We start from the raw sequence: 16,488 nt of genomic DNA, 5'->3' as shown, positions 1-16,488 counted from the left end.
GGTATTAGCGTTATTTTAGACTGTCAATTACCCTCAAAATGAAATTATTCCCTCTTACCTGGATAGCGTTTTTGTTTATCAGTGTTTTTCCAGAAGACCTTATTAAAGAAAATCCTTACAATCAACCTCTTGAGAATAATCCGACAGTTAGAGAATCTACTGTGGATCTTCAAGTGAGAGTAGGGGAAAAGCTATATGTTTTTGGTAAAGCCCAAGGGACCTTGGATAAGGTGAAAGTTGGAATGCACGTATTGCCTTTTTCCCAAAATCAAAAGATTGAAGGGATCCATTCAGATTTTCATCAAGTGACTTGGAAGAGATTGAAGGATGGGTCCATCCAAATCCAATCAACTTACAAGCCCTGGCCAGCTTTATTGACTTGGCTTGTTCTCCCGGATGGAAGACTGAAAATGGAAGCTACTTCAGCTAATACCAATGGAAGACCCTTAGATCAGTTGGGTTTGGGATTTGATTTCCCTGAAGAAGAGTTGAAGAAAATTGCAGTAAACAATCAGGAAATAGGAAAGCCGGAGCAAAATTCAGGATTCAATTCTTTTACCACCGCATGGTTTGAATTCGATTATGTAAAACTTTTAATCCGATCAGAATTAAGCGGCTTGGCTTTAAATACACATTTTGCAACAGCCAATTCTAGTCACTCAGACTTGGTAATTTCCTTTCCAAGCGTTGAATTAAACCCAGCGGAAAGCAATTCACCTGGTCCCAACCCAGGTGCTCAAGCTCCAGCTAGAGCTGTTAGTACTGATTTGAATAAGATGATTTTATGGTTTGATTTTCATTGAGTTATAACTTTCAAATTATTTCATTATGAAGAAATTTTTATTGGCTTCAATACTCTTGGTAAGCCAGTTTGCATTAGGACAAACAGCCAGATTAAAGACCCCGTGGACAGATTTAGTTGATTCTGATTCACCCTTGCAAGAATATCCTAGACCTCAGCTTATCAGGGCAAATTGGCAAAACTTAAATGGACAATGGGATTATGCAATTTTGCCGAAAGGCAGCTTGCCAGAAACCGGTTTCGCAGGAAAAATAACTGTTCCTTTTCCAGTCGAATCTTATCTGTCAGGGGTACAGCAAACTGTTGGACCTGAGAATGAACTTTGGTATGAGAAGTCTTTTGATCTCAATTTGGATAGAAAAAATAAGCGGGTTTTACTTCATTTTGGAGCTTCTGACTGGGAAACAGAAGTCTGGGTAAATGGAGTTTCAGTCGGAAAACATCAAGGAGGTTTTGATGCTTTTTCGTTTGATATCACTGACCAGCTTGAAAAAACCAAAACCCAAAAAATCAGAGTCAGAGTGTGGGATCCAAGTGATTCTGGTCCTCAGCCTAGAGGGAAGCAAGTAAAAGAGCCAAGAGGAATTTGGTATACTCCAGTCACTGGCATCTGGCAAACAGTTTGGCTGGAAACAGTTCCGGAAAGCCATATTTTATCCAGTTATTCAATTACCGACTGGGAAAATGGAGTCCAAGTTTTTTACCCTGAAATATCCAAGTCGAGTGCATCTCAGGAAGTAGAAGTACTAGTGAAGGATGGAGCTACTTTGGTAGGCTCTTATAAGGGAAAAGTCAATTCCCCACTTCCTGTTAAATTGAATAATCCAAAGCCTTGGTCTCCCGAGAATCCGCACTTATATGAAATTTCTATCCGACTTTGGGAAGGAAAGAAGCAGATCGAAGAAGTGAAATCTTATGCAGCCTATCGAGATGTGAGGATGGGAAAAACTGATGACGGTTTTCAGCGGATTTTTCTTAACGGAAAGCCACTTTTCCAATATGGACCTTTGGATCAAGGCTGGTGGCCAGATGGATTGTATACTGCTCCGACGGATAAAGCGCTTCTTTTCGATATAGAAAAGACCAAGGAAATGGGTTTTAACATGATTAGAAAGCATGTGAAAGTAGAACCAGCTCGATGGTATTACCATGCGGACAGGTTGGGAATTTTGGTTTGGCAGGATATGCCGAGTGGGGATATGGGGAATCGCTGGGAAGTTAGACCAGGGGTGATTCGGGAAAATGTAGAGAAAATCCGAACTCCTGAATCTGAGTCAATCTTTAAAACAGAATGGGCTGAAATAATCAAGGAATTCAAATTCTTTCCGTCTATTGTGGTTTGGGTTCCATTTAACGAGGCCTGGGGACAGTTTAAAACCACAGAAATCGTGAATATGACCCGCGAGCTCGATCCAAGTCGTCTGATAAATTCAGCTTCCGGTGGAAATTTCGAAATGGAAGGAACCAAGGTAGTGGGTGATATTTTGGATTTGCATAATTATCCGGATCCAGTAATGCCAGATCCAAAAATCTTCGGCGAAAAATCAATTTTGGTTTTGGGGGAATATGGAGGCTTGGGACTTCCCCTTGAAGGCCATACTTGGCAGCAAAAAGACAATTGGGGCTATCAAAGTTTTTCTACTGCTGATGAATTGAAAGCTCGATATTCTATTCTTTTGGAAGATTTGAGTAAATACATTCCTAGAGGTTTGGCTGCTGCGATCTATACTCAAACCACGGATGTAGAAATTGAAACCAACGGATTGATGACCTATGACCGACAAGTGATAAAAATTCCGCTAGAAGAACTGAAAAAAATGCACAGCAAGCTGTACAAATAAGCTTTAGAAATTTTCAAAAGCCCTCAAAAAGAAAAATTGAGGGCTTTTTTATGCTTTTTCAATCATAGACTTGCTATCGACTCCCAATCTTTTCAAAATGGTAACTACATCGCTTGGCTTAAGCCTGGAAGGTTTGATGTTATTTTTTTCAAAAATTACCAGATTCCCTTCCCAAGGACTTGGAGCAGAAGGAACAAAAATCAAGACCTCTTTTTCATTGATTTCTTCAACCAAAAAGCCAAACATCCAGCCATCAATTGGAACCAGAACGACAGGAAATTCATGATCCATTCCTACACCAACTTTTGCTGCGTAAGTGGATTTCATCAACTGATAGCCAGGAAAGAGGGTTAAAAGATTGTCTTCCAGCCAAAGAATCATTTTTTTTCCAATCCCCTTTTTAGCTAACCAACCAGCTATAAAACACAAAAAGACCAGTAGGATTATACTCAGGGTGAATGCTGAAAAAGGTAATTCAAAAGGAATAATCTCATTCACCCAATGAGACAAAGGCATAATGATTTCAACGGCTTTTTTTAATAAGACTAAAATCAAGACTAAGGGCAAAAGGAAAAATACTCCTCCTTTTACAGTTTGGGTGAATAGGGTAAGTAGAACTTTCATAGCAACAAGATTTTTTGAATTTATGGAATTCTAGGGTCTGAAAACAAAAAAGCCGGATCAGAATTTCTGTCCGGCTATTTTTGACTAGGAAGTAACTTAAAGATTTCCCCGAAGTTCTTGCTCTCGTTCAATTGCTTCGAAAAGAGCTTTGAAATTTCCTTTTCCGAAGGAAGTGGCTCCTTTTCTTTGGATAATCTCGAAAAAGAGGGTTGGTCTGTCCTGAACCGGCTTAGTGAAAATTTGCAATAGATATCCTTCATCATCCCGATCTACCAGGATATTCAAATCTTTCAAAGGCTGTAAATCTTCATCTATTTGACCAACACGATCCAAGAGATCATCATAATATGTGGAAGGAACAACAAGGAATTCAACACCGCGCTTTCTCAATTCGCTTACCGTGTGAATGATGTCATCCGTAGCAATAGCCATATGCTGAACTCCGGCCCCACCATAAAAATCAAGGTATTCTTCAATCTGGGATTTTTTCTTTCCTTCTGCAGGCTCGTTGATTGGAAACTTAATGTATCCGTTTCCATTAGAAACCACCTTTGACATCAAAGCAGAATACTCAGTAGAGATGTCTTGATCATCGAATGTGATCAAAAGCTTGAATCCCATTACGTTCTCATAGAATTCTACCCATTTGTTCATTTCTCCCAGTCCTACGTTTCCTACGCAATGGTCAATGTATTTTAAACCAATGGATTGAGACCGGTAGGTACTTTTTCTTTCCTTAAACCCTGGAAGAAATACGCCTGAATAGTTTTTCCTTTCTACAAAAGTATGGATTGTCTCACCGTAGGTTTTTATGGAGGCCATTTTCACCTCTCCAAATTCGTCTGAATAGACCTTAGGTTCTCCTGCTGATTCAGCTCCTCTAGAGGTCGTTTCTCTCCATGATTTTTCAGCATCATCTACCCAAAGGGCTAATACTTTTACTCCATCCCCATGCTTCTGAATATGATGGGCTATAGGATGATCTGAGGTCAGGGGAGAAGTCAATACCAATCGGATTTTATCCTGCTTCAAAACATAGGAAGCTCGGTCTTTTACACCTGTTTCTGGCCCGGAATAGGCGATCAATTCGAAACCAAAAGCATATTGATAAAAAAGTGCACTTTGCTTGGCGTTGCCGACATATAGCTCGATATGGTCGGTGCCATTAATGGGAAGGAAATCCTCGCTCATGACTGTAGTGTTTTGGGTTTATAATCTTCCTCAAAGGTATAAAACTCTACCAAATATTATTTGGTTTTTGTCAGACTTATTCTTGAGGATTTTTATTCCATAAAACACTGATCCAAGCCATAATCAACCAGGTCAAAGCCCATGATCCAAAAGAAGAATTAAGAGCGAGGAGGACTATGAAAAGGTACCACAATGGTGCAAGGAAAAAGCCGATTAAGAATTTGAAAGTAGAATCGAAAACTCGGTCTTCAATTCTTGGACTGATCCAAAGCCAAATGAAATAAAGAGGGAAGTGGAAAATCTTCATGACTTTGTTTTTCAATCCTGAGGGATCGATATAAGTCTCTAAAATTTGACCCGAACTCAAAAAGCTTTCGACACTGGTTTTGCTCGTTAAGTCAATCTGATTCTCAATAAGGCTTTCCAGCTTTTCATCATATCCTTCATCAGGAATATTTACGATAAGGTTTTTCAGTCTACTCTCCAGGGTTTTGGTGAGAATACCTGATTTTGAGGCAGGCATATCTACCAAAATTGGTTCGCCAAATGTGATTTTCACTTGACTTCCTGATCGTTTGTGTGCGCTAAAGTCAATCCCCACAGGCAAAACCATGGGAATTTTTCCTGGGTATTTTTCCATCAAGCCAAAAGCCATACGGGTAAATCCTTTACTCAAGGGCCGTAAATTCCTCCTAAGGCTATGACTTCCTTCGGCGAATATGATCACCGTCCCATTTTGGGCTAAAATGTCGTAAGTCTTATCAAAAATTTGCTGGTTTTGCTGAATGGTAGAAAAGCCGTCTCTAACCCTAAAAACAGGGAGCATTCGGATAAAATTAAGAATCTTGGCTACCCAGGGATTTTTAAAAACCGAAGCGCGCGTGAGAAACCAGGGGTTTAATCTGGTATGAGTGGCCAATAGAAGGGGATCGATTAATGCGTTTTGATGGTTAGCTACCAAAATGATGGGATATCCTTTTGGGATATTTTCTTTGCCAAGGACCATTATTTTTCGAAAATATCCGTGAAGCGCAATTTTTACTAAAATTCTTAAAATAGCGTTTGCTAGGTTTTTCATGTTTTATTTTTCCAGAGAAGGGCCACTGTCATGCCGGAAATCAGATGCCAGATTCCCCACCAGGCAGCAATGATGGCCATACCACCAAGGCCTTCAAAGTAAGTGAAAATCAAAACCAGCCCCAAACCTGAATTTTGGATTCCTGTTTCGATAGTCAAGGTTTTTACATCAGGGAGGGGCAGTTTTCCCAATTTAGCCGTGAAAAACCCTGCGCCCAATGCAATTAAATTATGCCCTAAAACCCAAAGAAAAATAAGGCCAATGTATTGGATGAAAAGATCAAAGTTCCCAAGAAAGGCAAGTACCACAAATGCGGCAAAAATCAGGATGCTGGTGGGTCTGAGGATAGTAGACGCTAGCTTCCCGAATTTGGGAAAAAATTGACTGGTAAGAATTCCGAGAATCAAAGGGATTCCTAATATCAATCCCACAGTCATAAAAACTTCAGAAATATCCAGACTGATCTCTTGAAGCAAGGATGAAGATGGCGGGTAAAAACCAGCCCAAAGAGCAAAATTTAAAGGAGTCAAAACCACTGAAAACCCAGTGGAGAAGGCTGTAAGCGATACTGAAAGTGCTGTGTTCCCTTTTGCCAAGGAACTTAGAAAGTTTGAAACATTTCCGCCTGGACATGCAGCAACCAAAAACATTCCCAAGGCTACGCTAGGTGGTGGCTTTATTGCAAGGACGAGGAGAAAGGTTAGAAAAGGTAGGATCAAAAATTGAGAAACAATTCCTAGAATAAATCCTTTGGGATTGAGCATCAGGTATTTGAAATCCTTCCAACTCAAATCCAAAGCTACTCCATACATGATCAGGGCTAGGGCAAGATTTAGGAGAAGTAAATCCTTTTGGGAAAAGTTGAGGCTGACTGAATCCAGTTCTGAAATTGACACCCTGCGATTTCTTCAAAATGAAGGAAAAATCAAAATTTCAGGAGGAATCAAATGTCCTATTTATCTATTTGAATTTTGTTTTACAGAAAAATCTATCAGCGAGCTATAAAATTCTGCACGGCCATAAAATATGGCATACCGTAGAAGGACTTTTCAAAATAAACGAATGCACCACATCCCAAATGTGTAAATGCAGGGTTTAGAATATTTTGCCTATGCCCCGGAGATTTCATCCAGAGATTAACAACCGACTTGGCAAAGGAAAGGTAAGTATGTGGAGGGATTTTAGAGGGATTTGAAGCATTGAGGTAGTAGAATTCACCTGGCTTAGCAGGTTTTCCAACTTTCTTGCCTTCTTCATATTGAAGACCAAAAGTGCTACAGATATTTTCTCCGATGTATTTTGGATTTAATCCCGAGCAATTGAGTCTATCCCTGAGCGTTCTTCTGAATCGAATAGGACTGGTATGGGAATAGAAATTGTAATTCACCATGTCCTGAGCATGTCCAGAGGCTGTTTTTTCTACTTCAGGAGAAAACTGAAATGGCTTTAATTGATATTTTTCCCGCTCCAGATTGGTCAGATAAAAAATTGCCGCTTGTAGCAAGGGGTAGTCAAGTTTATTGAAATCTAAAGCTTGGGTTAAAGCTGGAAGACTTAAGAAAGAAGAAGCATTGAATTTTTGATAATCTGACTCTTTCCAGTTTTGGGAATAGGAGAGTAGTGGCAGTAAAAAAAGGGTGCTCAGTAATCGAAGTTTCATTGGGTAATTATTTCCCAATTATGACGAGTGAAGAGCCCAATTATTTTTTCAGCTTCTATTTTTTTCACTAAAGAGCAAAAAAAACAGGCCTAAGCCTGTTTTTAATTGTCCTGTGGAATATTCAGGAGAAGCTTGATCACCTCTTTTGGAGTACAAGCGTTTCCTAACAGTTCATCTTGTAAGACTACTTGGAGGTTGTATTCCAGCTCAAATATCAATCCCTTCACGAATACAGGATCCATATTTAATTGCTTGATAAAGTGATCATTTTTGCGTGGGCCTACTAGGGATATTCCATAAGAATGGAATACTTCTACAGCCTTCTTGAGTTGAGAGAAATGTTGGTTCATGTTTTCAAATTTTAGGCGGTACTAGTTTATACATCACCGGAGTGACAATTCTTGAAAGCAAAGTTGAGCTGACCAATCCTCCGATTAAAACAATAGCCAGAGGAGAAATCAGCGGATTGGTACTCAAAGCAATTGGGATTAATCCTCCGATGGCAGTGATGGTAGTCAGCACTATCGGTAAAAAACGAATCTCTCCTGCTTCACGGATTGCTAAGTCCAAAGGTTTTCCTTCTTTTCTTAATTGATTGGTAAAATCAACCAGCAAAATGGAGGTCTTTACCTCAATTCCTGCTAACGCAATAAGACCTACAATCGCTACAAAGGATAAAGAGTTCCCAGTGATCCAAAGTCCGATTAAAGCTCCTACCATTCCTAGGGGAATAACGGAAAGAACAATGATGGTGCTTTTGAAGGTTCTGAATAGCAAAATTAAAACTGCGATGAAGAGGAAGACCGTAACAATGATCACGCTATTAAATCCGGCAAAGGATTCTTCACGAGTTTCGTATTCCCCACCCATTTTATAGGAATAGCCTTCGGGAAATTGGATTTGATCCATTTTTTGGATTACATCCTTGATTACCCGGTCGTTGAGAAAGTTTTGATCCACGAAAGAAGAGACCGAAACTGCTCTGACTTTATTGTAATGGTCAATCGTCAAGGTGCTGCTCTCCAACTTAAAGTCTGCAACTTGATTTAAAGGAACGGACGATCCAGCTTGATTGTAGATATAAACTCCATTTAGATTTTCCAATGAAGCCTGATCCTCTTTTGGGGAGGTTACCAGAATAGATCTTTCAAAACCTTCCTCATCTGTAAATTGGCCCAGATTCAAACCTGCCAATGACAATCGAACTGTGCGGTCAATTTCAGAAATATTGATTCCCAACTGTCTGGCTTTTTCCTTTTGGATTGTTACCCGAATGTCTGTTTTCAAGTTGGTTACCGGGTTGTTGATATAGATCGTGCCCGGTGTTTCTTGGAGCAATTTTTCGACTTTGAAGGCCAATGACCTCAAAGTATCCAAGTTTTCTCCATACAGTCTGACCTCAACGGGAGCTGTCATCGGTGGACCTTGTTCAAAGTTTTTAACTTCAATCCTCGCTCCAGAATAGGTTGAAAATCTACTTTTCAATTCTTCGATTATTTCCAATTTCCTTGGAGGAGCTGTTTCTGGGTTCAATTGAACAAATATCTGGGCATAGTCCGTACGCTCATTTTCGGGGATTTCATTGTAATAAATCCTGGGATTACCCTTTCCGACATTGGATGCAAAGTTTACCAGTTCCGGAATTTGGATAAGCTCATTTTCTACTTCTCGGGTAATTTGATCGGTGTTCCGGATACTCGATTGAAGTGGGGTAGTGATATTAATTAAGAATTGAGGCTTTTCTGAAGAAGGGAAAAGGCTGAAACCAATTATTGGAAATAGGCTCAAAGAGGCTACAAATATTAATCCTGCAATGCCCAAAGTGACTAAAGGCTTTCTCAAAGCTCTTTCCAAAAGTGGAGCATAACTGGCTTGGATTAGCTTCTGAAACCAATCATAAACCTTATTGCTATGATCAGGTCCTTTGTCTTTTAAAATCCAGGAAGACAAAAATGGAATGATAGTCAAGGAAACCAACATGGAGGCCAAAACACTTAAAATGACCGCCATAGGAAGACTTCTGATAAAGTCACCGGATGCCTCTGGAAGAAAAACTAAGGGCAAAAAGGCGATAATCAAAGTAACCGTACAACCCACCACGGACAAGGAAATCTGTTTTGTAGCTTTTAATGCGGCTTCTTTTTTACTGACTCCTTCCCGGATCCATCTTTCGATATTTTCAACCACCACGATACTGTCATCTACCAACAGCCCCAGTGCCACCACTAATCCGACTATACTCAGCTGATTTAAACCAAAACCTAAAGCATTCAGTAGAACCAAACCAATGGCTAGGGAAAGAGGGATGGAAATCATCACAATGATGGATGCCCGATTTCCCAAAGGAAGGAGGGTAATAAATACCAAGGCGATGGCAATCAGAAAATCGACGCCAAGTCCTCCCAATCTTCTGTTTACATACTCAGCTTGATCAAAAGCCAACACCAAATCAATATTTTGAGGCAATTCGGCTTTTATCTTTTCAATGATTGGAAGGTATTTTTCCTGAACCTTGGTGATGTTGTTTCCTTCTTTTAGCGCTGCAGTGACGAAAATGGATCTATACCCATTTAATCTGGTGATGTGTTTTTCATCTTCAAAATCATTGCTGACTTTGGCAACATCCTGAAGTTGGATAGTCCGACCTTGGTAGGAATAAATGACCGTCTGTGCAATTTCTTCAGCGCTTTTGTAATTGCCGCTAGTTTTTACATTGAAAGTTTTGGTTCCGGCATCTATCTGTCCTCCAGGAATATTGGTCAATTCGCTTTGAATACTTCCAAGGATAGCGTTTAGTGGAATATTCATTTCAGCGATTTTGTCAAGCTGAAGCTCTACTTTGACGGTTTTATCTGGTAGTCCGTGAATGTCAATTTTTTTCAGTTCGGTTATTTTCTCCAGTTCTTCCTGGAGTCTTTCACCTGCCTTATTCAACTGTTCCCGGGAGGCATTTTCGCTGATTAATGCGATTTGGAGAATATTTACATCTGATGGCCTGACCTTTCTGACTTCTATCGAAAAAATGTCCTGAGGTAGGGATGGTCTGAGGATATTTACCTCTCGGACAAGTTCCTGGTATTTTTCATTGACATCTTCTTCGTAATTGTACTCCACAAAAAGAACCGCAACTCCGTCTTTAATTTCGGTTTTGATTTTCTTGATGTTTTCCAAGCCATAGATCACTTTTTCCATAGGATCTACAATCAATTCCTCCATATCTTCTGGACTTGCGCCAGGATAAATTACCACAATGGGATATTGGGGCGATTCAATGACTGGATCCTCACTTCTGGGCATGTTGAAAAAGGTCGTCGCTCCCAATGCAATTACCATCAGGAAGATCACCAGAGTAAACTGGTAATTTTTAACCGCGAATTCTGAGATTTTCATCAGTTCTTAATGGTAATAGTGGAACCATCCGATAAATAAGCGCTTCCAGAGCTGATCAATTGGGAATATCCTTCCAGCCCTTCCAAAACTTCCACTGTTTGTGTAGACAGCTTACCTAATTTGATCTTGACCTTTTTGGCTGTTTTTCCATCGGCGGTTACAAATACATATCCTTCATTTCCTTGCGCATCTAGAAGCGCCTCGTAAGGAATATTCCAGCCGGTCTGTGGGTTTTTGGGAAAAATCTTAGCCTTTGCAAACATCCCTGAGGCAAGATTTAGCTCACTTGAATTATCTGGGCTAATTTCAATCCAGTAGGCTCCTGTGACAGGATCGCTTGCTGGACTTTTGCGGATGACTTTTCCGGAAATTTCCTTGCCCAGGTTATCAAGTTGAATGGAGGCTGAATCACCGGTGGAAATAAGGCTCCAATTGAAATCGTTGACAGAAACTTGCAAGACCCAATTGCCTTGCCCAGCCCCGTTGATTTGTAATACCGGAGCTCCTGAATTAACCAATTGGCCTGGGTTGGCAAATTTTCTAAGCACAAAACCATTTTGGGTAGCCCTGATTTCCGCATAGGAAAGGTTGAATTCAGCAGCTTTTAATTGCTGTCCTGATATATCTAGGGCAGTTTTACTGTTTTGGTATTGCTCAAGAGTAGCCACGCTGTCCCGATAAAGGTTTCCCACTCTTGTAAAATCTCGATGAGCTTTTTCAAAAGCAAGTTTGGCTTGATTAAAGCCCGCTTCCACTTCAGTTCTATCCAAGGTGGCTAGTACTTGTCCTTTTCTGACCTGATCACCTTCCTGGACGTTCATTTTGGAAATGATTCCTCCGACTTTGAAAGCCAACACGGTTTCATTTTTGGTGGAAAAGGTCCCACTCGCCGATATTTCTGTAGAAAAACTACCCGGCTGAATGGAGAGGATTTGGACAGGAATACTCTCGCCTTTCACAAGGGTATCTTCGCTGGTTTCCTTTTTTCCACATGAAAAAAGAATGACCGGAACAAATGCTAGGAGTAAATAAGAATGCTTTTTCATGGCTTTCAATTTGAAGTGGTCAGTTGGCGCTCAAGAGCCGCCAGAGATTTGAGTAGGTTGTAGGAACTGATAGTTTTTTGAAGCGAGGCTTGGGTATATTGATTTCTCGCATCCAGGAATTCGATTAAGGAATTTGCCCCTTCTTTAAATCCCCGATCTACCAATCGGAAATAGGAAACAGAGGATTCCAGCTTCTTTTCGGCTGATTGTAAGGCAGCCTGCTGGGTTAAAACCTCGTTTTTGGCTAATTGGAGATCTAGAGAAAGTTTCTCATTGAGGAGTTCTTTTTGATTTTGAACTGACTTTAAGTTGAGTTCTCCTCGATGAATTTGGTTTCTATTTCTATTTCCTTGATAAAGTGGAACAGTCATATTCAAGCCAAAAAGTAGGTACCTGGATTGCTTGTCAAAGGCCCAATCAAAACTCTGAGAACCCATGTCTGCAAAGGTGTTTAACTTGGGTACCCAGTAATTTTTATTGGATTTCAGGATAGTTTCCTGGATTGATTCTGCCGTTTGGACCTGAAGAAGTTCTGACCTCCCTGAGATATTATTTTCACCCATCAGCTCAGCAAATTCCTTCATATCAAGGGTCTGAGGCTCAAAAACCACTTCGGTTTGAATGGGGCGATTCAAGAGAAAATTCACATAATTCGCTGCATTCTGCCTTTTAGCTTTGGCTTCAATCAAAAGCGCATTGATATTTTCCACTTCACTTTCCGCTCTGAGTACAGAGGAGGGAAGACCTTTTCCATTTTCGAGAAGGATTCGATTATCCCTGAGATTTTGCTCTACCAGGACTTTCGCATTTTCGATTACCTCAATTGCAGTGTGGGCAGTACAAAAAGTATAGTAAGCCATCTTGATGTCTTGAATCAAATTGGCTTCATAAATATCCAACTCGTACTCGGAGAGGATCACTTGTTTTTCCCTGATTTCCTTTTGATAAATCAAATCTGTATTGATCAATGGGAGGGAAGCTCTGACTCTCGCGTCATAAAAGTTATCCGGAAGGAATTGCTCATTAACATTTTCCAGTTGTGGGAATGAATTACTTCCGGTTAGTTGATTTAAGGTCGAATAAACTGGATTTAAAAGATCGCCAATAGGAATGCTGATCGTTCTGCCTCCACTCGCCAAGGTGTAATTTGCTCCAAAATCCACGGTTGGAAGGAAATAACTCTTGGCATCCTTTAAGGCCAAAAGACTTTTTTCCAGCTCAATGTTTTTTTCCCTTAAAACCAAGTTTTGTTCTAGGCCTTCTTGGAGATATTGATTTAAAATACCTTGTCCCCAAGAATTCAAAGGGGAAAAAATCACCAGAAGGTAAAGGATTTTTTTTAGGTAATCTGTTCTAGCTTTATACATCGTTTTTAAATTAAACAGTGTTTAATAGATAGGTAAATTTTTTTAGAGACGATCTATGATTTTATAAAATTCATCCAAAGCATCACTTACAATGCTGTCTTTTCTGGAAGCCAAAACCACATCACATCTTTTCCTAATACTTAGGGAAACCATACCATGAACTACAGACCAGATCATGTATGAAAGGGCTTCCGGGTCATGACCTTTGAAATATCCTAGGTTTATGCTTTCCTGAACTGTTCCTCTTAGAAAATTGAATGTGCCACCACCTTCTTTCCAATCGTCATGTTCTAAGTCGATTACATGATCAATTGGGGCTTCCTTGATAAACATAAGATCATACATATCAGGGTTTTCCAAGGCGAAGCTTACATAAATACTTCCCATGGCTTTGAGGCGCTCAATTGGATTGCGAACTGAAGCCAATACGCTCATTTTGGCCATTAACTGCCGAAAACCTTCTTGATGAAGGGCATGGAAAATTTCGTTTTTATCCCGGAAATAATGGTAAATGATTCCTGGGCTGTACTCGATTTGGTCAGCAATATTTCGAATAGAGGTTTTTTCGAAGCCTTTGATTAAAAAAAGGTCTTTGGCAGCATGAAGGATTTTTTCCCTCAACTCTTCTTTATCTCTCTCTTTTCTATCAGCGATTCCCATTTCAATTTTATTGAACGGTCAAAAATAATTAAACACTGTTTAATAATCCAAAGAAATTCAAAATTATTTTTGTTCTTTCATGGCTTCGCTATCCCATGCATGATCGTTCAAGGAGAATTTTTTATTCAATTCGCTGGAAAGGAAGCTTTCCTGTTGTTCGATTTGCTTCTTGACTTTGGAGATGTATTCTTCCTTATTGCTTTTGTATTGGGCCAGTATTCGCAAAGCATCCTCATCATATTTTCGGAATTGGGCAGCAAGCCGATGCGTGGTGTAGGCTCTAAATCCTAGTTTTTTCAAAGCATCTTCTCCCATTCTGATGGAGGTATCCAGATGCTCCCGGTAGATATTTTCTTCGCCCATTTCAAGATATTCATAAGCATCGAAGCGATTTTTAGCCCGAATCATCAATTCCAAATGAGGATAGTTTTCCTTACAAACCTCGATTAGCTTTTTGTTGGTTTCTTCTGAATTGATAGCAGAAATTAGAATTTTGGCTTCCTCAGCACCCGCAGAATGAAGCATGTCTACTCGTGTTGCATCTCCATAGAAAACCTTGAAACCCATTTTTCTTAAGAGGTCAACTTGGTCTGGATTGTAATCTAGAACTGTCGCTTCTATTCCATTTGCCCTTAGAAAGCGGCCAAGGGTAGAGCCAAAATGAGAGAAGCCTACCAAGATCACATTGTTTTTTTCCTCAAATGAATCTGCCTCACGTTTGGTCTTGGAATCCTTTTTATCCATTCTGGATAGAACAGCTTTATCCAAAACAAGCATTAGAATAGGGGTAAAGGTCATGCTCAGGGCTGTAATGGCCATTAAGCTATCTGAGGATGATGCGGTGAGAATCCCCAATTGAAGGGCAAATGCATAAATGACAAATGAAAATTCACTGACTTGAGCCAAACCAAATGAAAAGCTGAGGTTTTCCTGAAGATTGAGTTTTTTGAATTTTCCTATCGAAAAAAGCACGATCACCTTTAGCAACATCACGCCAAGAGTTCCTGCAAAAATCAGAAATGGATTCTCGATGATTAGGTTAAAATTGATAGTGGCTCCAACTGCCATAAAGAACAAGCCCAAGAGTAAGCCTTTAAAAGGATCCAAATCGGATTCAAGGGCATGCTTATAGGGGGAATTTGCTAAAATGACTCCTGCCAAGAAAGTACCCAAAGCTGGACTTAGCCCTACTAAACCCATTAAAAAGGCAATTCCGACCACAATCAATAAGGCTGAGGCAGTGAATAATTCCCGAAGCTTGGTTTTGGAAACCCAGTTGAGCAAAGGTCCAAAACCAAACCTTCCCAAAAGAACTACCACGCCAATGGCTCCAAAAATCATCAAAGTCTGAACCCATCCAGGTTGATTTTCCAAAATTCCACCGTGAGAATCCCCGCTTTCTACCAGCTGTGCTGTAGCTAAAAGTGGAAGGATAGCCAAAATTGGAATCACTGCGATATCCTGCATCAAAAGAACTCCGAAAGACATTTTGCCTGATTGACTTTCGAGTTGATTCTTTTCTTTTAAGGATTGAAGGACAATTGCTGTTGAAGAAAGAGCCATTGCCATTCCCATTGCAAGGCTCATCTGCCAGGAAATTCCAAATAAAATCGCTACTCCAACGATTAGGAAGGTGGTAACTAAGACTTGGGTAAGTCCGACATTTAAGATTAAATCCCTCATCTTCCAGAGGTTTTTAGGTTCTAATTCAAGCCCAATTAGAAAAAGCATCATGACCACTCCAAACTCAGTGGTATGCATGATATCCTGTCCTGATTGCCCGTCTTGGATAAATCCAAAAGCATAGGGACCGATCAAAATCCCGGCAATCAAATAACCCAGGACCGATCCCATTCCCAATCTTTTAGCAATTGGTACACAGATGATTGCAGCGATTATGTAAATGATCGCATCAAATAAAAATCCTTCCATAGATTATTGCTTTTGAGTGTAAGGAATGGTAATCGTTTCTTCATCCCTGAGCCTAAGGATAAGGTTTTTGTACTCCTCTGTTTTTTGAGAAAGCTGATCTTTAGTGATCCGGTGTGTTCCACCTACCTGAAAATGGGGCAGATATCTCATGTTACATAGATATGCTGTTTGTTCGAAGGGTCGAAGAAATTCCTCCATGGTAAATCTATTTCTTCCTTCATGTGCATAGACTTCCTGTGAGCCCCCTGATGTCACCGCATTGAGCACATATTTGTTTTTCAGATAAATCCCTCCAGGTCCATAGGCCCATCCAAATTCCAGAACCAGATCAATCCATTGTTTTAGAATAGGAGGGCAGGAATACCAGTAAATGGGATGATGCCATACCACTACCTCATACTCAAATAATAGCTCTTGCTCCTCTTGGACATTGATGTTAAAATCTGGGTATAACTCGTACAAATCCCTGATTAAAACATTTTCCAGAGGTCTGACTTTCTCAAGCAAAGCCTGATTGACATCCGAATGCTCGTATTTAGGATGAGCAAAAAGAATTAGGATTTTCCGCATGGAGTAAAACTTTTTATTTCTCGTTGTAAAAATATCCTAGTGCACCACTGGGACATTTCTTGACCTGGTTTACGATTTCTTCACTCGTAGCCTGATCCATATCTATCCAGGGTTTTCGTTTGGGGTTGAAAACTTTAAAAAGTCCCCGGGCACAATTACCGGAATGAATGCATTTTTCTGGCTCCCAGGTTACGGATACTTCTCCGTTTGTGTAGGTTTTGGAATTCGATGACATAGTTTATAGGTTTTGATCAAACCTATATTACCAAAATTGTCTGGTTTATTCCATTTCAGGGCAAAAAGAAAAGCCTGCTATTTTCACAGCAG

15 protein-coding genes are annotated in these 16,488 nt (G+C 40.1%); 2 read left to right on the top strand and 13 right to left on the bottom strand.

All coding sequences use genetic code 11. The annotated features are described in order from the left end of the window. The first annotated feature begins 38 nt into the window (after positions 1 to 38). Both DFQ04_RS04765 and DFQ04_RS04760 read left to right on the top strand, forming a co-directional pair. Positions 39 to 803 (top strand): hypothetical protein, encoded by a 765-nt coding sequence (locus DFQ04_RS04765; RefSeq protein ID WP_133553200.1) that lies wholly within the window; start codon positions 39 to 41, stop codon positions 801 to 803. A gap of 25 nt (positions 804 to 828) precedes the next feature. After that, on the top strand, positions 829 to 2,643 hold the full coding sequence (locus DFQ04_RS04760; protein WP_133553198.1) for a glycoside hydrolase family 2 protein: 1,815 nt from the start codon (positions 829 to 831) through the stop codon (positions 2,641 to 2,643). 48 nt (positions 2,644 to 2,691) lie between these two features. Here DFQ04_RS04760 and DFQ04_RS04755 read toward each other — a convergent pair whose 3' ends face one another. The 13 genes from DFQ04_RS04755 to DFQ04_RS04695 all read right to left on the bottom strand — a co-directional run bounded on the left by DFQ04_RS04755 (position 2,692) and on the right by DFQ04_RS04695 (position 16,396). Next, positions 2,692 to 3,267: a DUF502 domain-containing protein gene (locus tag DFQ04_RS04755; protein WP_133553196.1), complete on the bottom strand. Its 576-nt coding sequence runs from the start codon at positions 3,265 to 3,267 to the stop codon at positions 2,692 to 2,694. Positions 3,268 to 3,363: 96 nt separating this feature from the next. Then, positions 3,364 to 4,458 (bottom strand): 4-hydroxyphenylpyruvate dioxygenase, encoded by a 1,095-nt coding sequence (gene hppD, locus DFQ04_RS04750; protein WP_133553194.1) that lies wholly within the window; start codon positions 4,456 to 4,458, stop codon positions 3,364 to 3,366. A 76-nt stretch (positions 4,459 to 4,534) separates the two neighbouring features. Beyond that, on the bottom strand, positions 4,535 to 5,536 hold the full coding sequence (locus DFQ04_RS04745) for a 1-acyl-sn-glycerol-3-phosphate acyltransferase (protein WP_133553192.1): 1,002 nt from the start codon (positions 5,534 to 5,536) through the stop codon (positions 4,535 to 4,537). Continuing rightward, the gene (locus DFQ04_RS04740; protein ID WP_133554356.1) at positions 5,533 to 6,426 is read right to left on the bottom strand and encodes a bile acid:sodium symporter family protein; all 894 of its coding nucleotides are present in this window, start codon (positions 6,424 to 6,426) and stop codon (positions 5,533 to 5,535) included. Before DFQ04_RS04740 ends, DFQ04_RS04745 begins: the two co-directional genes overlap by 4 nt. 101 nt (positions 6,427 to 6,527) lie before the next feature. After that, a complete protein-coding gene (locus DFQ04_RS04735) occupies positions 6,528 to 7,196 on the bottom strand; it encodes a CAP domain-containing protein (protein WP_133553190.1) in 669 nt (222 codons plus the stop codon). Positions 7,197 to 7,297: 101 nt separating this feature from the next. Beyond that, a complete protein-coding gene (locus tag DFQ04_RS04730; protein WP_133553188.1) occupies positions 7,298 to 7,546 on the bottom strand; it encodes an acyl carrier protein in 249 nt (82 codons plus the stop codon). Positions 7,547 to 7,550: 4 nt separating this feature from the next. Then, positions 7,551 to 10,586, bottom strand: a complete 3,036-nt coding sequence (locus tag DFQ04_RS04725; protein ID WP_133553186.1) for an efflux RND transporter permease subunit — start codon at positions 10,584 to 10,586, stop codon at positions 7,551 to 7,553. Further along, positions 10,586 to 11,632 carry an efflux RND transporter periplasmic adaptor subunit gene (locus tag DFQ04_RS04720; RefSeq protein WP_133553184.1) on the bottom strand — a complete coding sequence of 349 codons (1,047 nt, stop codon included), beginning with the start codon at positions 11,630 to 11,632 and terminating at the stop codon, positions 10,586 to 10,588. Before DFQ04_RS04720 ends, DFQ04_RS04725 begins: the two co-directional genes overlap by 1 nt. 5 nt (positions 11,633 to 11,637) lie before the next feature. After that, the gene (locus DFQ04_RS04715) at positions 11,638 to 12,999 is read right to left on the bottom strand and encodes a TolC family protein (RefSeq protein ID WP_133553182.1); all 1,362 of its coding nucleotides are present in this window, start codon (positions 12,997 to 12,999) and stop codon (positions 11,638 to 11,640) included. 42 nt (positions 13,000 to 13,041) lie between these two features. Further along, positions 13,042 to 13,659 carry a TetR/AcrR family transcriptional regulator gene (locus tag DFQ04_RS04710; RefSeq protein WP_133553180.1) on the bottom strand — a complete coding sequence of 206 codons (618 nt, stop codon included), beginning with the start codon at positions 13,657 to 13,659 and terminating at the stop codon, positions 13,042 to 13,044. 63 nt (positions 13,660 to 13,722) lie between these two features. Continuing rightward, the gene (locus DFQ04_RS04705) at positions 13,723 to 15,591 is read right to left on the bottom strand and encodes a monovalent cation:proton antiporter-2 (CPA2) family protein (protein ID WP_133553178.1); all 1,869 of its coding nucleotides are present in this window, start codon (positions 15,589 to 15,591) and stop codon (positions 13,723 to 13,725) included. Positions 15,592 to 15,594: 3 nt separating this feature from the next. Beyond that, positions 15,595 to 16,161 carry an NAD(P)H-dependent oxidoreductase gene (locus tag DFQ04_RS04700; RefSeq protein WP_133553176.1) on the bottom strand — a complete coding sequence of 189 codons (567 nt, stop codon included), beginning with the start codon at positions 16,159 to 16,161 and terminating at the stop codon, positions 15,595 to 15,597. Between the two features lie 13 nt (positions 16,162 to 16,174). Next, positions 16,175 to 16,396 carry a (4Fe-4S)-binding protein gene (locus tag DFQ04_RS04695; RefSeq protein ID WP_133553174.1) on the bottom strand — a complete coding sequence of 74 codons (222 nt, stop codon included), beginning with the start codon at positions 16,394 to 16,396 and terminating at the stop codon, positions 16,175 to 16,177. Between the last annotated feature and the right edge of the window lie 92 nt (positions 16,397 to 16,488).

Source organism: Algoriphagus boseongensis (genome assembly GCF_004362805.1).
GTDB lineage: Bacteria > Bacteroidota > Bacteroidia > Cytophagales > Cyclobacteriaceae > Algoriphagus > Algoriphagus boseongensis.
This window is presented reverse-complemented; position numbering and strand designations above follow the sequence as displayed.

Excerpts from the sequence above, each read along its gene's own strand:
- DFQ04_RS04715 (WP_133553182.1), bottom strand. The coding sequence starts at position 12,999 with ATGTATAAAGCTAGAACAGATTACCTAAAAAAAATCCTTTACCTTCTG.
- DFQ04_RS04735 (WP_133553190.1), bottom strand. The coding sequence starts at position 7,196 with ATGAAACTTCGATTACTGAGCACCCTTTTTTTACTGCCACTACTCTCC.
- DFQ04_RS04695 (WP_133553174.1), bottom strand. The coding sequence starts at position 16,396 with ATGTCATCGAATTCCAAAACCTACACAAACGGAGAAGTATCCGTAACC.
- hppD (WP_133553194.1), bottom strand. The coding sequence starts at position 4,458 with ATGAGCGAGGATTTCCTTCCCATTAATGGCACCGACCATATCGAGCTA.
- DFQ04_RS04725 (WP_133553186.1), bottom strand. The coding sequence starts at position 10,586 with ATGAAAATCTCAGAATTCGCGGTTAAAAATTACCAGTTTACTCTGGTG.
- DFQ04_RS04755 (WP_133553196.1), bottom strand. The coding sequence starts at position 3,267 with ATGAAAGTTCTACTTACCCTATTCACCCAAACTGTAAAAGGAGGAGTA.
- DFQ04_RS04765 (WP_133553200.1), top strand. The coding sequence starts at position 39 with ATGAAATTATTCCCTCTTACCTGGATAGCGTTTTTGTTTATCAGTGTT.
- DFQ04_RS04745 (WP_133553192.1), bottom strand. The coding sequence starts at position 5,536 with ATGAAAAACCTAGCAAACGCTATTTTAAGAATTTTAGTAAAAATTGCG.
- DFQ04_RS04720 (WP_133553184.1), bottom strand. The coding sequence starts at position 11,632 with ATGAAAAAGCATTCTTATTTACTCCTAGCATTTGTTCCGGTCATTCTT.
- DFQ04_RS04710 (WP_133553180.1), bottom strand. The coding sequence starts at position 13,659 with ATGGGAATCGCTGATAGAAAAGAGAGAGATAAAGAAGAGTTGAGGGAA.
- DFQ04_RS04705 (WP_133553178.1), bottom strand. The coding sequence starts at position 15,591 with ATGGAAGGATTTTTATTTGATGCGATCATTTACATAATCGCTGCAATC.
- DFQ04_RS04760 (WP_133553198.1), top strand. The coding sequence starts at position 829 with ATGAAGAAATTTTTATTGGCTTCAATACTCTTGGTAAGCCAGTTTGCA.
- DFQ04_RS04700 (WP_133553176.1), bottom strand. The coding sequence starts at position 16,161 with ATGCGGAAAATCCTAATTCTTTTTGCTCATCCTAAATACGAGCATTCG.
- DFQ04_RS04730 (WP_133553188.1), bottom strand. The coding sequence starts at position 7,546 with ATGAACCAACATTTCTCTCAACTCAAGAAGGCTGTAGAAGTATTCCAT.